This window comes from Paracoccus sp. R12_2 (genome assembly GCF_017744015.1).
In the GTDB taxonomy this organism is placed as follows: Bacteria; Pseudomonadota; Alphaproteobacteria; order Rhodobacterales; family Rhodobacteraceae; genus Paracoccus.
Genome location: NZ_JAGHRA010000013.1, coordinates 81,133 through 105,865, shown reverse-complemented (window position 1 = coordinate 105,865; position 24,733 = coordinate 81,133). Strand labels below are relative to the sequence as shown.

General features: G+C 66.8%; 21 protein-coding genes. 11 read left to right on the top strand and 10 right to left on the bottom strand.

Annotated features, from left to right (window positions below; translation table 11 throughout):
• Window positions 1-178 precede the first annotated feature (178 nt).
• Complete coding sequence (gene hrpB / locus J7359_RS14915; protein ID WP_209057793.1) at window positions 179-2,653, bottom strand: ATP-dependent helicase HrpB; 2,475 nt, start codon at window positions 2,651-2,653, stop codon at window positions 179-181.
• Window positions 2,654-2,760: 107 nt separating this feature from the next.
• Here hrpB and J7359_RS19985 point away from each other — a divergent pair, with 107 nt between their 5' ends.
• Window positions 2,761-4,128: a YcjX family protein gene (locus J7359_RS19985; protein WP_247740431.1), complete on the top strand. Its 1,368-nt coding sequence runs from the start codon at window positions 2,761-2,763 to the stop codon at window positions 4,126-4,128.
• Window positions 4,125-5,192: a TIGR01620 family protein gene (locus J7359_RS14910; protein ID WP_348524397.1), complete on the top strand. Its 1,068-nt coding sequence runs from the start codon at window positions 4,125-4,127 to the stop codon at window positions 5,190-5,192. Before J7359_RS19985 ends, J7359_RS14910 begins: the two co-directional genes overlap by 4 nt.
• A 32-nt stretch (window positions 5,193-5,224) precedes the next feature.
• Here the strand turns inward: J7359_RS14910 and J7359_RS14905 are convergent, their stop codons facing one another.
• Entirely contained in the window at window positions 5,225-6,241 is a 1,017-nt protein-coding gene (locus J7359_RS14905) for a hypothetical protein (protein ID WP_209057791.1), read from the bottom strand.
• Window positions 6,242-6,443: 202 nt separating this feature from the next.
• On the opposite strand from J7359_RS14905, the gene rimP reads away from it, so the two are divergent.
• Genes rimP through infB form a run of 4 tightly spaced genes read left to right on the top strand, consistent with a single transcriptional unit; the run spans window position 6,444 to window position 11,944 of the window.
• Window positions 6,444-7,079 carry a ribosome maturation factor RimP gene (gene rimP, locus J7359_RS14900; protein WP_209057790.1) on the top strand — a complete coding sequence of 212 codons (636 nt, stop codon included), beginning with the start codon at window positions 6,444-6,446 and terminating at the stop codon, window positions 7,077-7,079.
• 3 nt (window positions 7,080-7,082) lie between these two features.
• The gene (nusA, locus tag J7359_RS14895) at window positions 7,083-8,726 is read left to right on the top strand and encodes a transcription termination factor NusA (RefSeq protein WP_209057788.1); all 1,644 of its coding nucleotides are present in this window, start codon (window positions 7,083-7,085) and stop codon (window positions 8,724-8,726) included.
• Between the two features lie 18 nt (window positions 8,727-8,744).
• Complete coding sequence (locus tag J7359_RS14890; RefSeq protein WP_209057786.1) at window positions 8,745-9,365, top strand: RNA-binding protein; 621 nt, start codon at window positions 8,745-8,747, stop codon at window positions 9,363-9,365.
• Between the two features lie 8 nt (window positions 9,366-9,373).
• Window positions 9,374-11,944: a translation initiation factor IF-2 gene (gene infB / locus J7359_RS14885; RefSeq protein WP_209057785.1), complete on the top strand. Its 2,571-nt coding sequence runs from the start codon at window positions 9,374-9,376 to the stop codon at window positions 11,942-11,944.
• A gap of 117 nt (window positions 11,945-12,061) precedes the next feature.
• Here infB and J7359_RS20175 read toward each other — a convergent pair whose 3' ends face one another.
• The 4 genes from J7359_RS20175 to J7359_RS14870 all read right to left on the bottom strand — a co-directional run bounded on the left by J7359_RS20175 (window position 12,062) and on the right by J7359_RS14870 (window position 14,805).
• A complete protein-coding gene (locus J7359_RS20175; protein ID WP_280637519.1) occupies window positions 12,062-12,190 on the bottom strand; it encodes a hypothetical protein in 129 nt (42 codons plus the stop codon).
• 121 nt (window positions 12,191-12,311) lie between these two features.
• Window positions 12,312-12,710 (bottom strand): 8-oxo-dGTP diphosphatase MutT, encoded by a 399-nt coding sequence (mutT, locus tag J7359_RS14880; protein WP_209057784.1) that lies wholly within the window; start codon window positions 12,708-12,710, stop codon window positions 12,312-12,314.
• Complete coding sequence (gene argJ / locus J7359_RS14875; protein ID WP_209057783.1) at window positions 12,707-13,960, bottom strand: bifunctional glutamate N-acetyltransferase/amino-acid acetyltransferase ArgJ; 1,254 nt, start codon at window positions 13,958-13,960, stop codon at window positions 12,707-12,709. The genes mutT and argJ overlap by 4 nt, the downstream gene beginning before the upstream one ends.
• Entirely contained in the window at window positions 13,960-14,805 is an 846-nt protein-coding gene (locus J7359_RS14870; protein WP_209057782.1) for a peptidylprolyl isomerase, read from the bottom strand. Before J7359_RS14870 ends, argJ begins: the two co-directional genes overlap by 1 nt.
• Window positions 14,806-15,012: 207 nt before the next feature.
• Between J7359_RS14870 and secA the strand changes: the two genes are divergently transcribed.
• Window positions 15,013-17,730 carry a preprotein translocase subunit SecA gene (secA, locus tag J7359_RS14865; protein WP_209057781.1) on the top strand — a complete coding sequence of 906 codons (2,718 nt, stop codon included), beginning with the start codon at window positions 15,013-15,015 and terminating at the stop codon, window positions 17,728-17,730.
• 108 nt (window positions 17,731-17,838) lie between these two features.
• Here secA and fmt read toward each other — a convergent pair whose 3' ends face one another.
• The 4 genes from fmt to def (J7359_RS14845) form a co-directional block, all read right to left on the bottom strand.
• On the bottom strand, window positions 17,839-18,732 hold the full coding sequence (fmt, locus tag J7359_RS14860) for a methionyl-tRNA formyltransferase (protein WP_209057780.1): 894 nt from the start codon (window positions 18,730-18,732) through the stop codon (window positions 17,839-17,841).
• A gap of 96 nt (window positions 18,733-18,828) precedes the next feature.
• Window positions 18,829-19,332: a peptide deformylase gene (def, locus tag J7359_RS14855; RefSeq protein WP_209057778.1), complete on the bottom strand. Its 504-nt coding sequence runs from the start codon at window positions 19,330-19,332 to the stop codon at window positions 18,829-18,831.
• Entirely contained in the window at window positions 19,329-19,844 is a 516-nt protein-coding gene (locus tag J7359_RS14850) for a peptide deformylase (protein WP_209057776.1), read from the bottom strand. Before J7359_RS14850 ends, def (J7359_RS14855) begins: the two co-directional genes overlap by 4 nt.
• On the bottom strand, window positions 19,837-20,358 hold the full coding sequence (gene def, locus J7359_RS14845; protein ID WP_209057774.1) for a peptide deformylase: 522 nt from the start codon (window positions 20,356-20,358) through the stop codon (window positions 19,837-19,839). The genes J7359_RS14850 and def (J7359_RS14845) overlap by 8 nt, the downstream gene beginning before the upstream one ends.
• Window positions 20,359-20,435: 77 nt before the next feature.
• On the opposite strand from def (J7359_RS14845), the gene J7359_RS14840 reads away from it, so the two are divergent.
• The 4 genes from J7359_RS14840 (at window position 20,436) to J7359_RS14825 (ending at window position 24,648) form a co-directional block, all read left to right on the top strand.
• Complete coding sequence (locus J7359_RS14840; RefSeq protein WP_209057772.1) at window positions 20,436-21,620, top strand: MalY/PatB family protein; 1,185 nt, start codon at window positions 20,436-20,438, stop codon at window positions 21,618-21,620.
• Window positions 21,617-22,162, top strand: coding sequence for a L,D-transpeptidase family protein (locus J7359_RS14835; RefSeq protein ID WP_209057770.1), 546 nt, complete (start codon window positions 21,617-21,619; stop codon window positions 22,160-22,162). Before J7359_RS14840 ends, J7359_RS14835 begins: the two co-directional genes overlap by 4 nt.
• A 114-nt stretch (window positions 22,163-22,276) precedes the next feature.
• Window positions 22,277-23,236 carry an acetyl-CoA carboxylase carboxyltransferase subunit alpha gene (locus tag J7359_RS14830; protein WP_209057768.1) on the top strand — a complete coding sequence of 320 codons (960 nt, stop codon included), beginning with the start codon at window positions 22,277-22,279 and terminating at the stop codon, window positions 23,234-23,236.
• 140 nt (window positions 23,237-23,376) lie between these two features.
• Window positions 23,377-24,648: an MFS transporter gene (locus J7359_RS14825; RefSeq protein WP_209057767.1), complete on the top strand. Its 1,272-nt coding sequence runs from the start codon at window positions 23,377-23,379 to the stop codon at window positions 24,646-24,648.
• The last annotated feature ends 85 nt before the right edge of the window (window positions 24,649-24,733 follow it).

Here is a 24,733-nt window from a genome sequence, read left to right as displayed (position 1 = left end):
TGCGGCGTGCGCAAGCTGTGTACAGGCTGTGCACGCCCGGTGCCGCCCCTGTGCACGCGCGGTGCGACGCGAAACCCGGCGTTTTCAGGGAATTCGCGTCACCCCCGGCGCATCTTGCGCCGGGATCGGACTCAGGCAACGCACGCCCGTGTTGCGCAACATCCCGGCGCGCTTTGCATCAGGTTCCGCGCGGCTTGGCCCGTGTCGTCGGATCGGCCTCGGTCGGGTCCTCGGGCCAGGGATGACGCGGATACCGGCCGCGCATGTCCTTGCGCACATCGGCATAGGATGACGCCCAGAACCCCGGCAGATCCGTGGTCACCTGCACCGGCTTGCCGCCCGGCGACAACAGGCTGATCCGCAACGGCCGCCCGGCCACCGTCGGATGCCGGGTGACGCCGAAAAGCTCTTGCAGTTTCAGTTCGATCGACGGGGTTTCATGGTCATAATCGATGGCCACCCTGCGCCCCAGCGGGGTGGTGAAATGGGCTGGAACCTCGGCCGCCAGACGCTGTTGGCCGTCCCAGCCGATGCGCGCCTTCAGCGGTTCCGACAGGTCCAGCGCCCGCAGATCGGCCAGCGTCCGCGCCTTTCCCAGCCACGGCAACAGCCAGTCGCCATCGGCCAGCAGGCTGTCGTCATCGACCGGCCCCAGCCCCTCGACCAGCGCGATCCGCGCGCGCAACCGCGCCGCCGCCCTCGTCCATGGCAACCCGTCCTGCCGCAGCCCCTCCAGCGCCGCTTGCGCCACCGCATCCTCGGGGGCCGCGGCCCAGATCCGATCCGACAGAACCAGCGCCCCGAACCGCTCCTGCAGGCGCGTCAGGACACGCCCCTCGCGCCGCGACCATTCGCAGATCTCGACCTCGGCGATCCTGTCGCCATGCAGTTCGCGCAGCTCCGCCTCGGTCAGCGCCGCCGCCATCCGGATGCGCGCCTCGCGCTGATCACCGTCCAGATCGACCGCGACGATCAGGCGCTGCCCGGCCAGGGCGTCGCCCGCATCCAGCGCCGCCCCCTTGCCCCCGGACAGCACGAAGCGGGGCGCCTCGCCCTTGCGGCGCAGCCCGATCCGATCGGGATAGGCCAGCGCCGCCATGGCGCCGGGCGACGATCCGCCGCCGCTTGCCGCGCCAGCGGCCGCCGGGGGGTCCGGGGGGCTGGCCCCCCGGCCGTCGCGGGACGCAATCACCCGGCGCAGGCGTCGCGCCTCGTCCCGGATCGCGTGCAGGGCCGGGCGGATCACGTCGTAAGGGTGCCGATCGGCAAAGGCCTTGGGATCGCGCATCGCGGCCAGCCGCAAGGACAGATCGGCGGGCGCGCCGCGCAGCGGATCGCGGCCCGACAGCAACGCCGCAAGATCTGCCGCCTCTGCACCTGACACAAGCAGCATATGCGCCAACCGAGGATGCAACGGCAACGCGGCCAGCGCCTTTCCGTGACCGCTGACGCGCCCGGCTTGATCCAGTGCGCCAAGCTGTGTCAGCAATGCGCGCGCCTCGCGCAGCGCCCCCTCGGGCGGCGGGGTCAGGAACGCCAGATCGCCGGGTTCCGCCCCCCATGCGGCCAGTTCCAGCGCCAGCCCCGTCAGGTCGGCCACCGCGATCTCGGGCGGCGCGAATGACGGCAGGGCGCCCTCTTCGGGGCGCGACCACATGCGATAGCAGATCCCCGGCGCGACGCGGCCGGCACGTCCCCTTCGCTGATCGGCCTCGGCGCGGCTGACCCGTTCGGTCACCAGCCGCGACATGCCGCTGCCGGGATCGAACCGCGCCCGCCGCGCCCGTCCGGCATCCACCACGACCCGCACCTGCGGAATGGTCAGCGAGGTTTCCGCGATCGCGGTCGCCAGAACGATCCGCCGGCGCGCCCCCGGCTCGGCCAAGGCCGCGCGCTGCGCGCCGGCATCCAGCGCACCGTAAAGCGGCAGCACCTCGCAGCCGGTCTGATCCAGCAATCCGCTGACACGCCGGATCTCTGCCTCGCCCGGCAGAAAGGCCAGCAGCGTGCCACCCGTGTCGCATGTCGCCGCCGCGGCCGCGGTGATCAGGCGCGCGGCCTCGGGGACCAATCGCGCGCCGGCAGGCAGCGGACGATCCAGCCAGATCGTCTCGACCGGAAAGGCCCGCCCCTCGGATCGGATCACCGGCGCATCGTCCAGAAGGGCGGCGACGGGTTCGGCCTCCAGCGTTGCGGACATCACGATGACGGCCAGATCCTCGCGCAGCGCCCCGCGCGCTTCCCAGACCAGCGCCAGCCCAAGATCCGCGTTCAGGCTGCGCTCGTGAAACTCGTCGAAGATGACGCAGCCGATACCGTCCAGCGCGGAGTCCGACTGGATCATCCGTGTCAGGATGCCCTCGGTCACCACCTCGATCCGGCTGCCCGCCACCGCTTCGCCCCGGATGCGATAGCCGACGCGATCCCCGACCGCCTCGCCCAGACCTTCGGCCAGCCGTTCGGCGGCAGCCCGCGCCGCCAGCCGTCGTGGCTCCAGCATCAGGATCCGGCCCGGCACAAGATCCAGCAGCGCCAGCGGCACCCGTGTCGTCTTGCCCGCGCCCGGCGGGGCGACCAGCACCGCACGCCCATGCGACGCCAGCGCATCGCGCAAGGCGGGCAGGATCTCGTCGATGGGCAACCTTTCTGACATCGCAGGGTTATGCCAAAGCGCCGGGGCATGGGAAAGGCCCGGACGGCCTATGAAAATCGCCGCGGCGACCCTATCTTCGGGGCAACCAGAACGACGAGGCAGGCAGAATGGGTATCGGCAGCGATCTGATGGCGGGGCTGGGCCTTGGCGATCCGGTGATCCGGCTGGGGGTCACGGGGTTGTCGCGGGCTGGCAAGACCGTGTTCATTACCTCGCTGGTCGCCAACCTGATGGATCGCGGGCGCATGCACGCCCTGCGCGCCGCCGCCGACGGCAGCCTGAAGACCGCGTGGCTGCAACCACAGCCCGACGACACCGTGCCGCGATTCGACTTCGAACGTCACCTTGCCGCACTGACCGGTCCCGACCCGCACTGGCCCGACGGGACCCGCCATGTCAGTCAGTTGCGCCTGTCGCTGCGGATGGACGGGCGCGGGCTGTTTTCCGGGCTGACCGGGCCGCGGACGATCCACCTGGATATCGTGGACTATCCCGGCGAATGGCTGCTGGATCTGCGGTTGATGGAACGTGACTTCGGGGCATGGTCGGACGAGGTGCTGGCGCGGATCGAGGGACGTCCCGGCGCCGATATCTATGCCGCCGCGCTGTCCGGGATCGACGCGGCGCGGTTCGACGAGCCCATCGCGCAGAGACTGGCCGAAACCTATACCGCGCATCTGAACGCCGCACGCGATGCGGGGTTTTCGGACTGCACGCCCGGCCGGTTCCTGATCCCCGGCGAAATGGCCGGATCGCCCGCGCTGACCTTTGCGCCGCTGCCCGCCGACCTGCGCGACGGCAAGCTGGGGCGCGAATTCCGGCGCCGTTTCGATGCCTACAAGTCGCGTGTCGTCAAGCCGTTCTTCCGCGATCACTTTGCCCGGATCGACCGTCAGGTGGTGCTGGTCGATGTGCTGGGTGCGATCCATCAGGGCCCACAGGCCGTCGAGGACATGCGCCGCGCGATGGCCGACATCCTGACCGCGTTCCGGCCCGGTCGCGCCGGCTGGCTGGCGCAGATCCTCGGCACGCGGCGGGTCGAACGCATCCTGTTTGCCGCGACCAAGGCCGACCATCTGCACCACATCCAGCACAACCGCCTGACGGCGATCCTGTCCGCGATGCTGCGCGAGGCGCGCGACCGTGCCGATTTCAGCGGCGCACGGACCGAGGCGATGGCAATCGCCGCGCTGCGCGCCACGACCGAGGACATGATCGCGCAGGGCAGCGACCAGCTGCCTGCCGTGCGCGGCCGGCTGCTGGATGGCCGGCAGGCGGCGTTCTATCCGGGCGAACTGCCCGCCGATCCCGCCGTGCTGCTGCAGCCCGCGCGCGAGGGATCCGAGGCATGGCTGGACGGCGACTACGCGATCATGAATTTCGCGCCTGCCGCCAGCACCATCCGCCCCGGCGACGGTCCGCCGCATATCCGGCTGGACCGCGCCGCCGAATTCCTGATCGGAGACCGCCTGTGAGCGAAGACCAGAACCGCAGGCGCGGCCCCGTGCTGATCGAACTGGACGCGCCCGAGAAACCGGCGACGGGCAGCGGACCGCGTCACGAAAGCCGCGGCGACGGCCCCAGCCCCGCCGATGCGCCCCCCATCGACGAGGCCAGCCTGACCCTGCCGCGCCCCCGCACGATGGAGATGGTGACGCGGCTGGTCGGACGCCCGCCCTCGGCGCTGACGCGGTTCTTCATCAACTCCGGCGTCGCGCTGTTCACCTTTCTTCTGTCCATCGCGGCGCTGGATTTCATCAACCGGCTGCTGGACAGCTATCCCGTGCTTGGCTGGATCGGGATCGCGCTGTTTGCGATGTTCACCCTGGCCGCGCTTGGCATGGCGTGGCGCGAATACCGCGCATGGGCCCGGTTCGCGCGGATCGACGCGATCCAGCGGCAGGCGGGTGCGGCGCTGGCCGATGACAGCATGGACAAGGCCCGGCAGGCGACCGATCAGCTTCTGGCCTTGTATCGCAGGCGTCCCGAACTGGAATGGAACCTCAAGCGACTGGCCGAGGCGCGCGGCGATGTCTTCGATGCGCGCAGTCTTCTGACCCTGGCCGAGACCGAATTGCTGGCCGCGCTGGATCAGGAAGCCCGCCGCGAGATCGAGGCCGCCTCTCGTACCGTCGCCGCGGCCACGGCGCTGATCCCGCTGGCGCTGGCCGATGTCGCGGCGGCGCTGGCGGCCAATCTGCGGATGATCCGGCGGATGGCGGAAATCTATGGCGGGCGGGCCGGCGCGGTCGGCGGCTGGCGTCTGGCGCGCACCGTGATGACCCATCTGGTCGCCACCGGCGCGGTCGCGGCGGGCGACGACCTGATTCACACGGTCGCCGGCGGCGGCGTTCTGGCAAAGCTGTCGCGCCGCTTTGGCGAGGGCGTGGTGAACGGGGCGCTGACCGCGCGGGTCGGCATCGCCGCGATGGAGGTCTGCCGCCCCCTGCCCTTCATGGCCCAGCCTCGCCCCAAGGTCGGCAATCTGGTCACGCGCGGCCTGCGCGGGCTGTTCGGCTCTGACGCACCCGACCGCTGATCCGCGCTGCATTTCCGGCCTGCCGATCGGCGCTAGATGTCCGCGCCGCGTGTCAGGCTGTCGATGCGGGCAAGTTCATCATCCAGCGCCGGCGTGGCGACTGACATTGCCTGCGCGATCCGCTTCAGGCTGTGCCGCCAGTCCAGCCGCTGCAGCGCCATGCGATGATTGTGCCGCGCCTGTTCGGGTGTCCAGGCCGCGACCGCCTCGGCCACCGCCTGCATGTTGTGGCGCAGATCGATCCGGTCGAATTCCAGCGTCGCGCCCGGCCACAGGATATTGCGATAGCTGCTGTCTCGCACCGGCTGCACGCCCGCGACCGAACAACCCGAGGCCAGCGCATCGGTCCAGCGCGCGGTGATGTATTCCTTGGTCTTGTGCGTGTTCGGATCGACCGAGGTCAGGTTGGAATGCGCCACCAGATATTTCGCGCGACCATAGGCGTCCATGATCCCGCGCAGGTTCTGCATCGGATCGGGGTGTTCCGGCGGACGGCCGGCGAAACCCAGCCCCATCTCGCGCGCGATTTCGGCGCTGCGCGCATCGTCGTTCCACGCCTCGGGCTGACGGCCAAGCCGCAGCAGGTCCACCGGGCGATCCGGTTTGTCGGTCCCCAGGCCCAGCACGTCCGCCCCCCAGTTCAGCGCCAGCACGTCGCGGCGGGTCAACCGGCTGTAATAGTCGCGCTCTTCCTCGCGGATCAGGCACAGAAGATCGATGCCGCCGAATTCGAACCCGCGGACATTCGCATCTTCCCAGAAGGAATCGATGATCCAGCCGACCACGAATCGGTAATCGTCGCGGAACGCGGCGGCCTGTCGCAGCTTGGCGATGTCGGACGGTCCGTACAGCAGCGCCAGCAATCCCGCATCCTGCCGTCCGCGCGGCCGTGGCCGCAAGCCCCACGCCTTTTTCAGCTTGCCGGGATATTCGGTCGGATAGTGAACGATCTGACCGCCGAAAAGGCGCGCGGCAAGATCGGCAAGCCCCACGATGGGGGCCCAACCGGCGGCGGCGCCGGGCGGAATGGCAACGTCTATTCGGGTCATGAACTGGCTCGGCCTGGCTCGTCGGTGTTCTTGGCGATGGGTCGGGTCGCGCGGTCATGAACCGCCCGTCGCGCATATGCTTGCATTTCCCGCCGCCCGCGTCTATATGCCTGCCTAACAGCGGTGCAGGCTTCCACCCCCTGCCCACCGGACGCATTCGCATGGGCCCGCTGCGGGCCCTTTTTCGTATCCGAAGGACCCCATGTCGAACGACCTGATTGCCAAGACCGCCATTGACCGGCGCCTGGCCGAGATCATCACCCCGGTGATCGAGGATCTGGGCTTCGAACTGGTGCGCGTTCGCTTGCAGGGCGGCAAGACGGCGACGCTGCAGATCATGGCCGACCGGCCCGAGGGCGGCATCAACGTGGACGATTGCGGCGAGATTTCGGTCGCGGTCAGCGCCACGCTGGATGTCGAGGACCCGATCGAGGACAACTATCATCTCGAGGTCAGCAGCCCCGGCATCGACCGTCCGCTGACCCGGCTGAAGGATTTCGCCGATTTCGAGGGCTACGAGGCCAAGCTGGAAACGAATCAGGCCATCGACGGGCGCAAACGCTGGAAGGGTGTGCTTGCGGGCGTGGAAGGCGACGAGGTTCTGGTGAACATCGAGGAGGCCGGCGAAGTGCAGACCATCGGGTTGAACTTCGACTGGCTCAGCGATGCCAAGCTGGTGCTGACCGACGACCTGATCCGCGAAATGCTGCGCCAGAAGAAAGAGGCCGGCGTCGAGATCGACAATCTGGATGAAAGCGCCTTCGACGCGGTCGAGACCGACGGCGATGGCGACACACAAGAACAGGAAGGCGCGAACGGCGCCCATACCAAGGAGTAAGTGATGGCGATCACCTCTGCCAATCAGCTGGAACTGTTGCAGACGGCCGAGGCCGTCGCGCGCGAGAAGATGATCGAGCCCGAGCTGGTCATCGAGGCGATGGAAGACAGCCTCGCCCGTGCCGCCAAGTCGCGTTACGGCGCCGAGATGGACATCCGGGTCAAGATCGACCGCAAGACCGGCAACGCCAGCTTCACCCGCATCCGCACCGTGGTCGAAGATGACGCGGTCGAAAATTACCAGGCCGAACTGACGGTCGAACAGGCCCGCCCCTATCTGGACGACCCCAAGGTCGGCGACGAGATCGTGGACGAGGTTCCGCCCGTCGAACTGGGCCGGATCGCCGCGCAGTCGGCCAAGCAGGTGATCCTGCAACGCGTCCGCGAGGCCGAGCGCGACCGCCAGTACGAGGAATTCCGGGATCGCGCCGGAACGATCATCAACGGCATCGTCAAGCGCGAGGAATACGGCAACATCATCGTCGATATCGGCCGCGGCGAGGCGATCCTGCGCCGCAACGAAAAGATCGGCCGCGAAAGCTATCGCCCGAACGACCGCATCCGCGCCTATGTCAAGGATGTGCGCCGCGAGACGCGCGGTCCGCAGATCTTCCTGTCGCGCACCGATCCGCAGTTCATGGCCGAGCTGTTCAAGATGGAAGTGCCGGAAATCTATGACGGCATCATCGAGATCAAGGCCGTGGCCCGCGATCCGGGTTCGCGCGCCAAGATCGCCGTCATCAGCTATGACAACTCGATCGACCCGGTCGGTGCCTGCGTCGGCATGCGCGGCAGCCGCGTGCAGGCCGTCGTCGGCGAATTGCAGGGCGAAAAGATCGACATCATCCCGTGGAACGAGGATCAGGCGACGTTCCTGGTCAACGCCCTGCAGCCCGCCGAGGTCAGCAAGGTCGTGTTCGACGAGGAAGCCAACAAGATCGAGGTGGTCGTTCCCGACGAACAGCTGTCGCTGGCCATCGGCCGTCGCGGCCAGAACGTGCGCCTGGCCAGCCAGTTGACCGGCCTCGACATCGACATCCTGACCGAGGAAGAGGAATCCAAGCGTCGTCAGGCCGAATTCAACGCCCGCACCGGCCTGTTCATGGAGGCGCTGGACCTGGACGAATTCTTCGCCCAGCTTCTGGTCGCCGAAGGCTTCACCGATCTGGAAGAGGTGGCCTATGTCGAGCAGGACGAATTGCTGACCATCGACGGCGTGGACGAGGGCACGGCCGCGGAACTGCAGGCCCGCGCCCGCGACGTGCTGGAAGCCCGTGCCAAGGCTGCGCTGGACAACGCCCGCGCCCTTGGTGCCGAAGACAGCCTCATTGAATTCGAGGGGCTGACCCCCCAGATGGTAGAGGCACTGGCCAAGGACGACGTGAAGACGCTCGAGGATTTCGCCACCTGCGCCGACTGGGAACTTGCCGGCGGCTGGACCACGGTGAACGGTCAGCGCGTCAAGGATGACGGCCTGCTGGAGCCGTTCGATGTCAGCCTGGAAGAAGCGCAGACCATGGTCATGACCGCCCGCGTGATGCTGGGCTGGGTCGATCCGACCGAGATGGAAGCCGACACCGCCGAGGACGAGGCCGAAACGACCGACTCCGCTGAGGACGGCGAAGCCGACAAGGAGGCCGGGGCGTGATGCCCCGGATCTTCCGGCTTGAGCCGTGGTGGACGCATAAAGGAACGCGATGAGCCCGAGCGGCGTTGCATCGCCACTGGCGAGGTGCAGCCCAAGCGCGGCCTGATCCGTTTCGTGGCGGGGCCCGACGGTGTGATCGTCGCGGATCTGGCCGAAAAATTGCCGGGACGGGGGATCTGGGTCGCCGCTGATCGCGCGGCGATCGAGAAAGCCGCCGCAAAGGGGTTGTTTTCCCGCGCCGCCAAGGCGCAGGTGAAAGCCCCCGATGGCTTGGTCGAACTGGTCGAGGCCGCCTCGGCCAAGCGGGTCGTGGAACTGGTCTCGCTGGCCCGCAAATCCGGGCGCGCGGTGGCTGGTTTCGAGAAGGTAAAAGGCTGGCTGGCCGAGGGGCGCGCAAAGGTGCTGCTGCAGGCCAGCGACGGGTCGGAACGCGGCAAGGGCAAGCTGTGGACGCCCACGGGCGGACGCTGGTTCGGCTGCCTGACCGCATCAGAATTGGGTTTGTCCTTCGGGCGCGATCATGTCATACACGGCGCGCTTGCGGCGGGTGGCCTGACGGACAAGGTGATCTTGGAAGCCGGCAGACTGACGGGTCTGCGCGGGCATGACGACGGCAATACGGCCGTCGGGAAGGAATGAAGACGCAGATGAGCGACAAAGACGGAAAAAAGACCTTGGGTGTCGGCGGCACGGGCCGCTCGGGCCAGGTCAAGCAAAGCTTCAGCCACGGCCGCACGAAAAACGTGGTCGTCGAAACCAAGCGCAAGCGCGTCGTGGTTCCCAAGGCGGGTGCCGCGCAGGGTGGTGGTAACGGTGACAAGCCGAAATCGCCGCTGGTTTCGAAGCATGCAGGTGATCCGTCCAGGCGTCCCGCAGGCATCTCGGAAGCCGAGATGGAGCGCCGGCTGAAGGCGCTTGCCGCCGCGAAGGCGCGCGAGGCCGACGAGGCTGCCGCACGCGCAGCCGATGAAAAGGCCCGCGAGGAAGAACGCGAACGCCGCCGCGCCGAGGCCGAGGCCAAGGAACGCGAAGATCGCGAACGCGAAGAGGCCCTGAAGGCCAAGGCGGAAGAAGAAGCCCGCCGTGCCCGAGAGGCCGAGGAAGCGACGCGCCGCAAGGACGAGCCGAAGAAAGAGGTCGCCAAGAAGGCAACCGCCTCTGCAGCCGCCCCTGCCGCCCCCGACCAGGCCGCCATCGAGGCCGCCGCCGCCCGCGCCGAGACCAAGGGCGTGACCGCCGCCGGTCCGCGCAAGACCGACCGCGACCGCACGGATCGCGGCAACGACCGCGACAATCGTGGCAAGGGCGGACGCGACGACAACCGCCGGTCGGGCAAGCTGTCTCTCAATCAGGCATTGTCGGGCGAAGGCGGGCGTCAGCGCAGCCTTGCTGCGATGAAGCGCAAGCAGGAACGCACCCGCCAGAAGGCGATGGGCCAGTCGGTCCGCGCCGAAAAGCAGGTGCGTGACGTTCAGTTGCCGGAAACCATCGTCGTGCAGGAACTGGCCAACCGGATGGCGGAACGCGCCGCCGACGTGGTCAAGTCGCTGATGAAGATGGGCATGATGGTGACCATGAACCAGCCGATCGACGCCGACACCGCCGAACTGGTGATCGAGGAATTCGGCCACAACGCCGTTCGCGTGTCCGATGCCGACGTCGAACAGGTCATCGATTCGGTCGAAGACAAGGCCGAAGACATGAAGTCACGCCCGCCGATCATCACGATCATGGGCCATGTGGACCACGGCAAGACCTCGCTTCTGGATGCGATCCGGCACGCGAATGTCGTGTCGGGCGAGGCCGGCGGCATCACCCAGCATATCGGCGCCTATCAGGTGACGACCGAAAGCGGTGCGGTGCTGTCCTTCCTGGATACGCCGGGCCACGCCGCGTTCACCTCGATGCGGGCGCGCGGTGCCAATGTCACCGACATCGTCGTGCTGGTCGTGGCTGCCGATGATGCGGTCATGCCGCAGACCATCGAGGCGATCAATCACGCCAAGGCCGCCAAGGTCCCGATGATCGTGGCGATCAACAAGGTCGACAAGCCCGACGCCGATCCCGACAAGGTGCGCAGCGCGCTGCTGCATCAGGAAGTGATCGTCGAGAAGCTGTCCGGTGACGTGCAGGACGTCGAGGTTTCCGCCAAGACCGGCCAGGGCCTGGACGAATTGCTGGAAGCGATCGCGCTGCAGGCGGAAATCCTGGAACTGAAGGCCAACCCGGGTCGCGCCGCACAAGGCGCCGTGATCGAGGCGCAGCTGGATATCGGACGCGGCCCCGTTGCAACGGTTCTGGTCCAGCACGGCACGCTGCATCGCGGGGACATCTTCGTCGTCGGCGAACAGTGGGGCAAGGTCCGCGCCCTGATCAACGACAAGGGCGAACGCGTCGAAGAGGCCGGTCCCTCGGTTCCGGTCGAGGTGCTGGGTCTTAACGGCACGCCCGAGGCGGGCGACGTGCTGAACGTCGTCGAGACCGAGGCTCAGGCCCGCGAGATCGCCGAGTTCCGCACCCAGCAGGCCAAGGACAAGCGCGCCGCAGCCGGTGCCGCGACGACGCTGGAACAGCTGATGGCCAAGGCCAAGGCCGATGAAAGCGTCGCCGAACTGCCGGTCATCCTGAAAGCCGACGTGCAGGGCTCTGCCGAGGCGATCGTCCAGGCGCTGGAAAAGGTCGGCAACGACGAGGTTCGCGTGCGCGTGCTGCATTACGGTGTGGGTGCGATCACCGAATCCGATATCGGTCTGGCCGAAGCAAGCCAGGCGCCGGTCATGGGCTTCAACGTCCGTGCCAACGCCCCGGCCCGCAATTCGGCCAACCAGAAAGGTGTCGAGATCCGCTACTACTCGGTCATCTATGACCTGGTGGACGACATCAAGGCGGCTGCATCCGGCCTGCTGTCGGCCGAGGTTCGCGAAAACTTCATCGGCTATGCCGAGATCCGCGAAGTCTTCAAGGTCACCGGCGTCGGCAAGGTTGCCGGCTGTCTGGTCACCGAGGGCGTTGCCCGCCGCAGCGCCGGCGTCCGCCTGCTGCGCGACAACGTGGTGATCCATGAAGGCACGCTGAAGACGCTCAAGCGCTTCAAGGACGAGGTCAAGGAAGTCCAGTCCGGCCAGGAATGCGGCATGGCGTTCGAGAACTACGACGACATCCGTCAGGGCGATGTCATCGAGATCTTCGAGCGCGAGGAAGTCGAACGGACGCTGTAAGGCACGCGCCTTCCGGATTGGAAATGCAAGAAAGGGCGGCCCGTGGGCCGCCCTTTTTCATGGCATGATCAATAGACGGGCCGGCAGGCAGCCCTCATCTTCTCGCGGATGGACGTATCAGCCCGAAACCGGCTTGCCTTCGTAGAACCGGCTGCCCACGCGGATGATGATGTTGCCGTTCGGCGTCAACCGCTCGAACAGGCCCTGCACGGAAATATAGTGTCCCAAAGAAATGGTGCGAATCATGTCAAGCTCTCCCTCTCCTCAAGGATCAGCCTGTCATGAAAAAGTTAACAAAGCTGTATTTTTCGGCAGACCCGCGACCTTTTGGGGCAATTCCAGCATCATCAGGGCCCGATCAGAGACATCAAAGCCACATCTGAAGGATCGGAATCAGCGGAATATCTGCCGGTGGCATGGGGTAATCGCGCAAATCGGCGGCCCGAACCCATTTCAGGCCCTGCCCCTCGCGCGGCTGGACGATCCCCTGCCATTTGCGGCAGGCATAAAGCGGCATCAGCAAATGGAAATCGTCATAGCCGTGGCTGGCGAATGTCAGCGGCGCAAGGCACGACGCCCAGGTGTCGATGCCCAGTTCCTCCTGCAATTCGCGGATCAGCGCGGTTTCGGGCGTCTCGCCGGGTTCGACCTTGCCGCCCGGAAACTCCCACAGTCCGGCCATCGACTTGCCTTCGGGGCGCTGTGCCAGAAGCACGCGCCCGTCGGGGTCGATCAGCGCGACGGCGGCGACCAGAACCGTCTTCACGACCGGTAATCGGCGTTGATGTCGATATAGCCGTGGGTCAGGTCGCAGGTCCACACGGTCCGCGCGCCCTGCCCCAGCCCCAGATCGACCGAGATCACCAGATCCTGGTTCTTCATGTAGGCACTGGCAGCGGCCTCGTCATAATCCGGCGCGCGCCAGCCGTTCTGGGCCAGGATCATGTCGCCGAAACGGATTGTCAGCCGGTCGCGATCGGCTTCGGCGCCCGACTTGCCGACCGCGGCCACGATCCGCCCCCAGTTGGCGTCCTCGCCCGCGATGGCTGTCTTGACCAGCGGCGAATTGGCGATGGCCATTGCGACCTTCCTGGCGTCCGCATCCGATTCCGCGCCGGTCACGCGCACCTCGACGAATTTCGTCGCCCCCTCACCGTCGCGCACGACAAGCTGGGCCAGTTCGCGCATGACGCCGTGCAGCGCCTTGACGAAGGCGATCCCGTCGACGGAATCCAACGAGGTGATCTCGGCGGCCGCGCTGCGCCCTGTCGCCGCACAGATCAGCGCGTCCGAGGTCGAGGTGTCGCTGTCCACCGTGATCGCGTTGAAGCTGGTTTCAAGCCCTGACGACAGCGCGTCCTGCAGCAACGGCGCGGCGATCCTGGCATCGGTGAAGACATAGACCAGCATCGTCGCCATGTCGGGCGCGATCATGCCGGACCCCTTGGCGATGCCCGAGATGCGGATCTCTCCGCCTTCGGCCGCGACGGTCGCGGATGCGCCCTTGGGGAATGTGTCCGTGGTCATGATGGCGCGGGCCGCGTCGGCCACGCACCCCTCGTCCAGCCCGCGCACCAGATCGTCCACCACCGCCACGATCCGGTCGTGGGGCAGCGGCTCTCCGATCACGCCGGTCGAGGATGAAAACACCCGCCCCGCCGGAACAGCGGTTGCCCCGGCAACAGCAGCCGTCACGGCATCGACCGATTCCTGTCCACGCGCGCCGGTAAAGGCATTGGCGTTGCCGGAATTGACGATCACCGCCGCACCGTCAGGCGCATCGCCGCCCTGCGCAAGCTTGGCCTGGTTGTCCAGCACACAGGCGGCGCGGGTCGAGGATCGGGTAAAGGCCCCCGCCACGGTCGATCCGGGGGCGATGCGGATCAGGGTCACATCCGTGCGACCCTGATACTTGACGCCCGCGGCGGCACTGGCGAACTCGACGCCGGCGATGACCGGCAGGTCGGGAAAGCCGGCCGGGGCCAGCGGCGAAACCGGCAGTCCCGCCTTTCCCATCACTCGGCTCCCAGCAGGTCGCTGTTGTTCATCAGCGCGGGATCAAGGTCTTCGGTCTTCTGGACCTCGGCCTCGGTCACGATCTTCTCGATCTGCGCCTCGACCTTCTCGCGACGAACCAGTTGCACCAGCTGGTCGCGAACCTCGTCCATCTTCGGCGCCTCCTTGACGCGCGTGTCGTTCAGCTTGATGACATGCCAGCCGAAATCGGTCTGCACCGGGTCAGACACCTGGCCCTTTTCCATGGCCTGCACGGCCTCGGCGAAGGGGGGCACCATCTGGTCGGCGGTGAACCAGCCCAGATCGCCCTTGTTCGGACCGCTGGGTCCGGTCGAGTTCTCTTCGGCAAGCGTGCCGAAATCGGCGCCGTCATCCAGCTGCTGCTTCAGTTCCTTGGCCTTTTCTTCGGTCTCGACAAGGATATGGGCCGCCGAAAACTCGGTGCTCGGCTCGGCATTGGCAAACAGCTTGTCATAGGCCGCCTGGATCTCGTCGTCGGTGGGTTCCGGCTCGGCGATCTGGCTGACGGCGGCGGTGGCCAGGGTGTTGCGCCGCTGCAGTTCCAGCTGCGCGCGGGTGCCGGCGTTTTCCGTGCCGGTCTCGGCCACGGCGGTCTGGCGGATCAGCTGGTCCAGCATCATGTCCCACAGCGCCTGATCGGGCAGGTTCGCCATCTGCGGATCCTGCACCGACTGTTTCATGACGATCATCTGACCAAGGGTGATGTCCTGACCGTTCACCGTGGCCACGACGGTTTCGGCACCCTTGTCCTGCGCCAGCACGGCAACGGGCGCGGTCAGCGGGGCCGCGATCACGACGGCGGCCAGAATCGAACGTTTCAGCATGGAAAATCCTTTGCAAGTCATGCCCTGCCCCAAGACGGGACCGGGCCAGCGTTGACAGTCAGGCAGACGAGGCATACATCCCGACGCAACCGTGGAAGGCGCCGCCGCCGCCGCTTTCGTTCAGGCCTCTGATACGGCAATGCGGAAGGCAGGGGCAAGTGGCCCCCCTCTGACAGGCTTTCCCAACAACGTGATCGCGAAGGTAATATGCTGGGCATCGGAAATATGGCGAAGAAGGTCTTTGGCACGCCCAATGACCGCAAGGTGAAATCGACCCGCCCGCTGGTCGCCCGGATCAACGCGCTGGAGGACCAGTTCACCGCGCTGTCCGACGAAGCGCTGATCGAGAAGACGCACGAATTCCAGAAGCGGATCGCCGATGGCGAGTCGCTGGATGCGATCCTGCCCGAGGCGTTCGCGAACTGCCGCGAGGGCGCGCGACGGGCACTGGGCCTGCGGGCCTTCGACGTGCAGCTGATGGGCGGCATGTTCCTGCATCAGGGAAACATCGCCGAGATGAAGACCGGCGAAGGCAAGACGCTGGTCGCGACTTTCCCGGCCTATCTGAACGCGCTGACCGGCAAGGGCGTCCACATCGTCACCGTCAACGATTACCTGGCCAAGCGCGATGCCGAATGGATGAGCAAGGTCTTCGCCCAGCTTGGCATGACCACCGGCGTCGTCTACCCATTCCAGCCGGAACCTGAAAAGCGTCAGGCCTATGCCGCCGACGTCACCTATGCCACCAACAACGAACTCGGTTTCGACTATCTGCGCGACAACATGAAGGGCAGCGTCGAGGAAATGGTCCAGCGCGGACATCATTTCGCGATCGTGGACGAGGTGGACAGCATCCTGATCGACGAGGCGCGGACACCGCTGATCATCTCGGGGCCCAGCCAGGACCGCAGCGAACTGTATGTCACGCTGGACAAGTATATCCCGCTGCTGGCCGAGGAACACTACAAGCTGGACGAGAAGACCCGCAACGCCACCTTCACCGAAGAGGGCAACGAGGCTCTGGAACAGAAGCTGTGGGCCGACGGAATCCTGCCCGAAGACCAGACCCTTTACGATCCCGAATCCACCACCATCGTCCACCATGCCAGCCAGGCCCTGCGCGCGCACAAGCTGTATCTGAAGGATCAGCACTACATGGTGCGCGATGGCGAGGTGATGCTGATCGACGAATTCACCGGCCGGATGATGAAGGGCCGCCGCCTGTCGGACGGTCTGCATCAGGCGATCGAGGCCAAGGAAGGCGTCGAGATCCAGCCCGAGAACGTCACGCTGGCCAGCGTCACCTTCCAGAACTATTTCCGGCTTTATGACAAGCTGGCCGGCATGACCGGCACCGCCAGCACCGAGGCCGAGGAATTCGCCGAGATCTACAAGCTGGGCGTGGTCGAGGTACCGACCAACCGCCCGATCCAGCGGCTTGACGAACATGACCGCGTCTATCGCACGGCGATGGAAAAATATTCCGCCGTCATCGAAGCCATCAAGGAAGCCCACGCCAAGGGCCAGCCGACACTGGTCGGCACGACCAGCATCGAGAAATCCGAGATGCTGTCGGAGCTGCTGAAAAAGGACGCCATCCCGCACAACGTCCTGAACGCCCGCCAGCACGAGGCCGAGGCACAGATCGTCGCGGATGCCGGCAAGCCCGGCGTGGTCACGATCGCCACAAACATGGCCGGCCGCGGCACCGACATCCAGCTTGGCGGCAATGTCGAGATGAAGGTCATTGAGGCGCTGAACGCCGACCCCGACGCCAATCCCGACCAGCTTCGCGCCCGGATCGAAGAAGAACACGCCGCCGACAAGCAGGCGGTGCTGGACGCGGGCGGACTGTTCGTGCTGGGCACCGAACGCCACGAAAGCCGCCGGATCGACAACCAGCTGCGCGGCCGCTCGGGCCGTCAGGGCGATCCGGGGCGGTCGCTGTTCTTCCTGTCGCTGGACGACGACCTGATGCGGATCTTCGGCTCGGAACGGCTGGATTCGGTCCTGTCCAAGCTGGGCATGAAGGAAGGCGAAGCGATCGTTCACCCCTGGGTCAACAAGTCGCTTGAACGCGCCCAGGCCAAGGTCGAAGGCCGCAACTTCGACATCCGCAAGCAGTTGCTGAAATTCGACGACGTGATGAACGACCAGCGCAAGGCGATCTTCAGCCAGCGCCGCGAGATCATGGACAGCACCGAAGTGGGCGAAATCGCCGCCGACATGCGTCACCAGGTGATCGACGACCTGGTCGATGATTTCATGCCGCCGAAATCCTATGCCGACCAGTGGGACACCGACGGGCTGAAGACCGCGATCCGCGAAAAGCTGAACATGAACCTGCCGGTCGCCGAGTGGGCCGACGAAGAGGGCGTCGATCAGGACGTGATGCGCGAGCGCATCGAAGAGGCGACCGATACCTACATGGCCGAGAAAGAGCAGGGCTTCGGCGTCGAGAACATGCGCATGATCGAAAAGCAGGTCCTGCTGCAGATGATAGACCAGAAATGGCGCGAGCATCTGGTGACGCTGGAGCATCTGCGCAGCGTCGTGGGCTTTCGCGGCTATGCTCAGCGCGATCCGCTGTCGGAATACAAGACCGAGGCGTTCCAGCTGTTCGAACTGCTTCTGGACGGGCTGCGTGGCGATGTGACCCAGCGCCTGGCCCAGATCCGTCCCCTGACCGACGCCGAACGCGAAGAGATGCTGCGCCAGATGGCACAGCAGCAGAAGGCCGGGCAGGAACATCTGACGATGGAGCACGGCGCCGAGAAGCAGTCCGAGGACGACGCGGACCGCCCCGTGCCCCTGGTCGAGGGATTCGACGAGGCCGACCAAGCCACCTGGGGCAACCCGTCGCGCAACGACGCCTGCCCCTGCGGATCGGGCAAGAAGTTCAAGCACTGCCACGGCGCGATCTGAACCCGGCATCCCGCCGCCATCCCGATTGCGTCCCGCGACGGCGTTCGCGCCCGCCGGGCGGGGGCTACCCCCCGCCACGGGACGGGCGCGAAGGGCGGCTGCGCCGCCCTAGCCCAGTTGCGCCGGCAGGATCAGCCCCCGCAGCAGTTCATCCGCCGACATCGGTCTCTTGCCCTGTCGCTGTGCCTGGGTGATCTCGACCGCGCCATCGCTGCAGGCGACGCGGAATCCCCCCAGCACATCGCCCGGCGCCCCGGCGCCCGGGGCCAGGCGCGATCGCAGCAGCTTCACACGCTCGCCCGAGATCTCGCACCATGCGCCGGGGAAGGGCGACAGGCCACGGATCTTGCGATCGACCTCTGCGGCGGGCTGCGCCCAGTCGATCCGCGCCTCGGCCTTGTCGATCTTGCTGGCGTAGGTCACGCCGTCCTCGGACTGCGCGACAGCCGGCAGCGGCAGCCTGGACAGCACGTCGGCGATCAGGTCGGCGCCCATCGCGGACAACCGGTCATGCAGATCGCCGGTGATTTCCTCGGCCCCGATCTCTGTGCGTGCCTCGGACAGGACCGGCCCGGTGTCCAGCCCGGCCTGCATCTGCATGATCGCCACGCCGGTTTCGGCATCGCCCGCAATCACCGCCCGATGGATCGGCGCCGCGCCCCGCCAGCGCGGCAGTAACGAGGCATGGATGTTCAGACAGCCCAGCCTTGGCGCATCCAGAACCGGCTGCGGCAGGATCAGCCCATAGGCGACCACCACCGCGACATCCGCGCCCAGATCCGCGAACCCGGCCTGCTCCACCGGCTCGCGCAGCTTCAGCGGCGTCCGAACCTCGATCCCCAACGCCTCGGCCGCGCGATGAACCGGCGACGGGCGCGGCTTCTGCCCGCGCCCCGCCGCACGCGGCGGCTGCGAATAGACGGCGACGACATCATGCGCCGCCGCCACCGCCCGCAAGGCGGGCACCGAAAACTCGGGCGTTCCCATGAAGATCACGCGCATCGCTGGCTCCTTCCTCTTTGCCCAGATACCCATCTGACCGGCGGGCGGAACAGCGGGGTGTGGGCGGCGGTTTCCTGTGCCGAACGCAGCGGCCGATCAGGCCCTGCGGGCAAGCTTCGCCGATTTCTGCACCAGCATCTTGCGCCGCAGCGGCGACAGATGGTCCACGAACAGCCGCCCGTCCAGATGGTCGATCTGGTGCTGCACGCTGGTCGCCCACAACCCGACGAAATCCCGTTCTTCGGTCTCGCCCGCCGCGTTCAGGAACGCGACCGTGACCGCCCGTGGCCGGCTGATCCGCGCGGACACACCGGGCAGGTTCGGACTGGCCTCTTCGTGATCGCGTGACTGGATGCTGGCATGAAGGACGCGCGGATTGGCCATCCGGACCGCCTGACCCCGCTTGTCCGAGGCATCGACCACGGCCAGCCGCAGCATGATCCCGATCTGCGGGGCGGCCAGACCGACACCGGGCATCGCCTCCATCGTGTCGATCATGTCGTCCCAGACCATCCGCACCGTTTCGTTGACCTCACCGACGGGATCGGCCGGGATGTGCAGGCGGCGGTCGGAATAGGGCAGGACGGCGCGGACGGTCACAGGAAATCCACGATCAGGCGGCCGCCCAGATGGTCGGCTTCGTGTTGGGCCACGCGGGCCGCCGATCCGTCCAGCGCGGCGCGCTGATGGCTGCCGTCCAGATCATACCAGGCCATCACGATCTCGACCGGGCGGGTCACCATGACGGGCTGGTTGGGGATCGACAGGCATTGTTCTTCGCCCGGCGCGTGGCGGTCCGATCTTGCGACGATCTCGGGGTCCAGCATGACCAGCGGGCGGGACGCGCCGTCCTTCCAGCCGACATCCATCACGAACACCCGGCGCAAGACGCCGATCTGCGGCGCGGCCAGACCGCGCCCGCCCGCCTCGTACATGCTGGCCATCAGATCCCTGGCCAGCCGGTGCAGTTCGGGCCCGGTCATATAGCCCGCCGGCTGCGAGATGTCGCGCAGCATCGGGTCGGGATGGATCAGGATGCGCCGCACATCGCCACCCGCAAGCGCCTTGGGCAGCGCCGGTCGCGGAAGGATCGGGGCCGCGCGATCAGCCACGCGCCCGCTCGCGCTTCAGCTTGACCATCTTGCGGGTGATCATCTGGCGCTTGATCGCGGACAGGTGATCAATGAACAGGATGCCGTTCAGATGGTCCAGCTCGTGCTGGGCGCAGGTCGCCCACAGGCCGTCGAAATCTTCCTCGTGAGTCTTGCCGTCCAGCCCCAGCCAGCGCATCCGGACCTCGGCGGGCCGGGTCACGTCGGCATATTGATCGGGGATCGACAGGCAGCCCTCGTCATAGGTGTTCAGATCGTCCGACGACCACGCGATCTCGGGATTGATCAGCACCATCGGCCGACGCTCGGCCTCGGGGTCGCGGGTTGCGTCCATCACGAAGATCCGCGACATGACGCCGACCTGCGGCGCGGCCAGTCCGACACCCGGCGCATCGTACATGGTGGCCAGCATGTCATCGGCCAACGCCTCGATCTCGGGCGTGACTCGGGCGACGGATTCACACATCTTCTTCAGACGCGGGTCGGGATGGATCAGGATCTGACGCAGGCTCATGACAGCGATTTAGGCGATGGCTTCACCTGACGCAACAAGCGGCGTATTGAGAACCCGCAACAAAGACGAGGCCCGCCATGACACAACCCGATTTCGACGAGGTCATCGACCGCATCGGCACGCATTGTTCGAAATGGGACGACATGCAGGGCGCATATGGCGTCTGCCCTGACGAAGGGGGGCTGGCGATGTGGGTCGCCGACATGGATTTCCGTCCGCCTCGGTCCGTCCAGCGCGCGGTCGAGGGCGCGGCGCGACACGGCGTCTACGGCTATCCCGGCAGCAACGCACCGTATCATGAGGCGATCGCCTGGTGGATGGAACACCGCCACGGCTGGAAAATCGATCAGGGCTGGATCCTGACCGCCTCGGGCCTCGTCAACGGCGTGGCGATGGCGCTGGACGCCTATACACAACCCGGCGACGGCGTGATCGTCATGTCGCCCGTCTATCACGCCTTCGGGCGGGTGATCCGGGCTGCGGGACGTGAACTGGTCGAACTGCCGCTGGCAATCCGGGACGGCGGCTACCGGATGGACTGGTCGCGCTGGGAAACCATGTTGAACGGCAGCGAACGCATGCTGATCCTGTGTTCGCCGCATAATCCCGGCGGCCGCGTCTGGACCGAGGAAGAGCTGCGCGATGTCGCCGATTTCTGCACCCGCCACGACCTGATCCTGGTGTCCGACGACATCCACGCCGATCTGGTCATGCCGGGTCACAGGCACCGGATGATCGCCACCGTCGTCCCAGAGATACGCGACCGGCTGGTGACCCTGACCGCCGCCACCAAGACCTTCAACATCGCGGGCGCCCATATCGGCAATGCGATCATCGCCGACGACGATTTGCGCGCCAGGTTCAAGGCGGCGCTGATGGCGCGCGGTGTCTCGCCCGGCTTTCTGGGCATGGACATGGTCGCCGCAGCCTATTCGCCCGAAGGCGCGGCATGGGTCGATGCGCTGGTCGACTATCTCGACGGCAACAGACGGCTCTTTGACGACGGGGTGAACGCCATTCCCGGCGTGGCCTCGATGCCGCTGCAAGCCACCTATCTGTCATGGGTCGATTTCTCGGGCACCGGGATGAGCACGGCCGAATTCACCGCGCGCGTGGAAAAGTCCGCCCGGATCGCGGCCAATCACGGCACCAGCTTCGGTGTCGGCGGCGACAGCTTCCTGCGCTTCAACCTCGCCACGCCGCGCACCCGCGTGGTCGAGGCGGTGGCGCGGCTGCAGGACGCCTTTGCCGACCTGCAATGAGGCTGCTGGCGCGGCTGTTCTCGGGGCTGACGCTGGTCCTGCTGATCTGGGCCGGCTGGCTGATGCTGGTCCCGCAGCGGCCGGTCCTCACCCCGCCCCCGCCCGACAGCGCGGCGCTGACCGGCCCGGTGGACCGCATCGAGATCCGGAAATCGGCCCGGCGCATGACCGTCTTTCGCGACGGGCAGCCGCTGAAAACCTACCGGATCGCGCTTGGCTTCGCGCCGGTCGGCGACAAACGCCAGCAGGGCGACGGCAAGACCCCCGAAGGGCTGTTCCGGGTCGACCGCCGCAACACCGCCAGCGCCTATCACCTGTCGCTCGGCCTTGATTATCCGCGCCCGCAGGACCGCGCCCGGGCGGCCCGTCAGGGCGTCGATCCCGGCGGCGACATCATGATCCACGGCCAGCCGAACCAGCGCCCGGACGGCGAGGTTCTGGACGGCGACTGGACCGCCGGCTGCATCGCCATCGCCGACCCCCAGATCCGCGAGGTGTTCGCCGCCACCGCGATCGGCACCCCGGTCGAGATCCTGCCCTGATCGCTCCCCCTTCTTCTTTGCCCAAATACCCGCGTGCGTGCGGCCCGCGTTGCATTCCGACGCGTCCCCGCTCATATAGGGGCCGGAACGCCAACAGCCCCGGAGCCCCCGCGCATGGTCTATCTGGATTTCGAAAAGCCGCTGGCCGACATGGAAGGCAAGGCCGAGGAACTGCGCGCCATGGCCCGCAAGGCCGAGGATGCCGTCGATGTCGAGAAAGAGGCCGTCGCGCTGGACAAGAAGGCCGGCGACCTGCTGAAGGATCTCTACAAGAATCTGGACCCGTGGCGAAAGACGCAGGTGGCCCGCCACCCCGACCGGCCGCATTGCCGCAACTATATCGACGCGCTGTTCTCGGAATACACGCCCCTGGCCGGCGACCGCGCCTTTGGTGACGACCATGCGGTGATGGGCGGGCTGGCGCGCTTCAACGATGAACCCTGCGTGGTGATCGGCCACGAGAAGGGCAACGATACCAAGTCCCGCATCCACCACAATTTCGGCATGGCCCGGCCCGAAGGGTATCGCAAGGCGATCCGGCTGATGGACATGGCGCACCGCTTCGGCCTGCCGGTGATCACGCTGGTGGACACGCCCGGCGCCTATCCCGGCAAGGGCGCCGAGGAACGCGGCCAAAGCGAGGCGATCGCCCGCTGCACCCAGAAATGCCTGGATATCGGCGTGCCGCTGGTCAGCGTCATCATCGGCGAGGGTGGATCGGGCGGCGCCGTGGCCTTTGCCACCGCAAACCGGATCGCGATGCTGGAACATTCGATCTATTCCGTGATCTCGCCCGAGGGCTGCGCCTCGATTCTCTGGAAGGACGCCGACAAGATGCGCGACGCGGCCGAGGCGCTGCGGCTGACCGCGCAGGATCTGAAGAAGCTGGGTGTCATCGATCGCGTCATCGCCGAACCGCTTGGCGGTGCGCAGCGTGACAGCAAGGCCGCGATCGAGGCCGTCGGCACCGAGATCGCCGCGATGCTGAAGGATCTGACGGGCAAGAAACCCGCCGATCTGATCAAGGACCGTCGCCAGAAATTCCTGTCGATGGGCTCCAGATCGCTGGCCTGATCCGATTCTGTCCTTGCCACGCGCCCTGATGCGGCAGCTTTGTCGCAAACAGGCCCGGCAAGGACGCAAAATCGCCAGACCCGCGCGCGACCGCGACTAACCCTGTCCCGCAAGGCACACCGCGCGCGAGGGGGAAATCCATGATTCATGTCCTGTCCGGCGTCTGGGCGCTGCTTGTCGGGATCGTGCTGATCATGCTGGGCAACGGCATGCATTTCACGCTGATCGGCCTGCGCGGCGGGATCGAGGGATTCTCGTCGGTCGAACTGGCCGTGGTCACATCGGGCTATTTCGCGGGCTTCCTGTCGGGCGCGCGAATCACCCCACGGATGATCCGGCGCGTGGGTCATGTGCGGGTCTTCGCGGCACTGGGCAGTTTCATGTCCGCCGGTCTGATCGCGTTTCCCCTGCTGACCGAGCCATGGGCCTGGACGCTGCTGCGCCTGCTGGTCGGGTTCTGCATGTCGGGGATCTATGTCGCTGCCGAAAGCTGGCTGAACGCCGCCGCCACGAACGAGACGCGCGGCAAGGTGCTGTCGGCCTACATGATCGCGCAGACGCTGGGGATCATCGGCGCGCAGGGCCTGCTGACGCTTGGCGACGCCGGAACCTCGGTCCTGTTCATCGGCGCCTCGATCCTGGTGTCGATCTCGTTCGCGCCGATCCTGCTGTCCGTGACGCCCGCGCCGGTGGTCGACGTCGCCCGTCCGATGTCGCTGCGCGGCCTGTTCCGCGCCTCGCCCCTGGGGACGGTGGGGATCTTCCTGCTTGGCGCGGTCTATGCGACGCAATCCGGGATGGGCGCGGTGTTCGGCACGCAGATCGGCATGTCGGCGGCGCGCATCGCGCTGTTCGTGGCCATGCTGTTTGCCGGCGCGCTGCTGCTGCAATACCCGATCGGCTGGCTGTCGGACCGGATGGATCGCCGGCGGCTGATCTTCGGCGCGGCGCTTCTGGGGGCCGCATCCTGTGCCTTGGCCTGGATTGCCGGGGGCGGGCTGTGGGTTCTGATGGCGGCGGCATTTCTGGCAGGCGGGGTGACGACGCCGCTTTATGCGCTGTTTCTGGCCTATACCAACGATTCGCTGCCGGTCGAGGACATGCCCGCCGCCTCGGGCGGGCTGGTCTTCACCTTCGGGCTGGGCGCCATCGCCGGTCCGATGGTCGCGGGCTGGGCGATGCAACGGTTCGGTCCGTTCGCCTTCTGGCCCGCACTGGGATCGCTGTTCGCGGCGATTGCCCTTTATGCGCTGTATCGCATGACGCAAAGCACGACCCTGCCCGCCGATCAGACCGAAAGCTATCTGGGCGTCCTGCCCACCACCTCATCGGTCGCGGTCGAGGCGGCGGGCGTCTGGGCCGCCGAACAGGCCGAGGCTGGCTCTGACACTCAGCCCGCCGACGCGACGTGACGGCGCGCCGTCGCCCGGTTGATGAGGCCACGCAACACCCACCGCGCGCAAGCTGTGTACGTGCTGTGCACGGCCTGTGCTGCCA

Coding starts and splice junctions, on each gene's coding strand:
- infB (WP_209057785.1), top strand. CDS start 9,374: ATGAGCGACAAAGACGGAAAAAAGACCTTGGGTGTCGGCGGCACGGGC.
- argJ (WP_209057783.1), bottom strand. CDS start 13,960: ATGGGAAAGGCGGGACTGCCGGTTTCGCCGCTGGCCCCGGCCGGCTTT.
- J7359_RS14905 (WP_209057791.1), bottom strand. CDS start 6,241: ATGACCCGAATAGACGTTGCCATTCCGCCCGGCGCCGCCGCCGGTTGG.
- J7359_RS20175 (WP_280637519.1), bottom strand. CDS start 12,190: ATGATTCGCACCATTTCTTTGGGACACTATATTTCCGTGCAGGGCCTG.
- secA (WP_209057781.1), top strand. CDS start 15,013: ATGCTGGGCATCGGAAATATGGCGAAGAAGGTCTTTGGCACGCCCAAT.
- nusA (WP_209057788.1), top strand. CDS start 7,083: ATGGCGATCACCTCTGCCAATCAGCTGGAACTGTTGCAGACGGCCGAG.
- fmt (WP_209057780.1), bottom strand. CDS start 18,732: ATGCGCGTGATCTTCATGGGAACGCCCGAGTTTTCGGTGCCCGCCTTG.
- J7359_RS14840 (WP_209057772.1), top strand. CDS start 20,436: ATGACACAACCCGATTTCGACGAGGTCATCGACCGCATCGGCACGCAT.
- J7359_RS14830 (WP_209057768.1), top strand. CDS start 22,277: ATGGTCTATCTGGATTTCGAAAAGCCGCTGGCCGACATGGAAGGCAAG.
- J7359_RS14835 (WP_209057770.1), top strand. CDS start 21,617: ATGAGGCTGCTGGCGCGGCTGTTCTCGGGGCTGACGCTGGTCCTGCTG.
- J7359_RS14870 (WP_209057782.1), bottom strand. CDS start 14,805: ATGCTGAAACGTTCGATTCTGGCCGCCGTCGTGATCGCGGCCCCGCTG.
- rimP (WP_209057790.1), top strand. CDS start 6,444: ATGTCGAACGACCTGATTGCCAAGACCGCCATTGACCGGCGCCTGGCC.
- def (WP_209057774.1), bottom strand. CDS start 20,358: ATGAGCCTGCGTCAGATCCTGATCCATCCCGACCCGCGTCTGAAGAAG.
- J7359_RS19985 (WP_247740431.1), top strand. CDS start 2,761: ATGGGTATCGGCAGCGATCTGATGGCGGGGCTGGGCCTTGGCGATCCG.
- J7359_RS14825 (WP_209057767.1), top strand. CDS start 23,377: ATGATTCATGTCCTGTCCGGCGTCTGGGCGCTGCTTGTCGGGATCGTG.
- hrpB (WP_209057793.1), bottom strand. CDS start 2,653: ATGTCAGAAAGGTTGCCCATCGACGAGATCCTGCCCGCCTTGCGCGAT.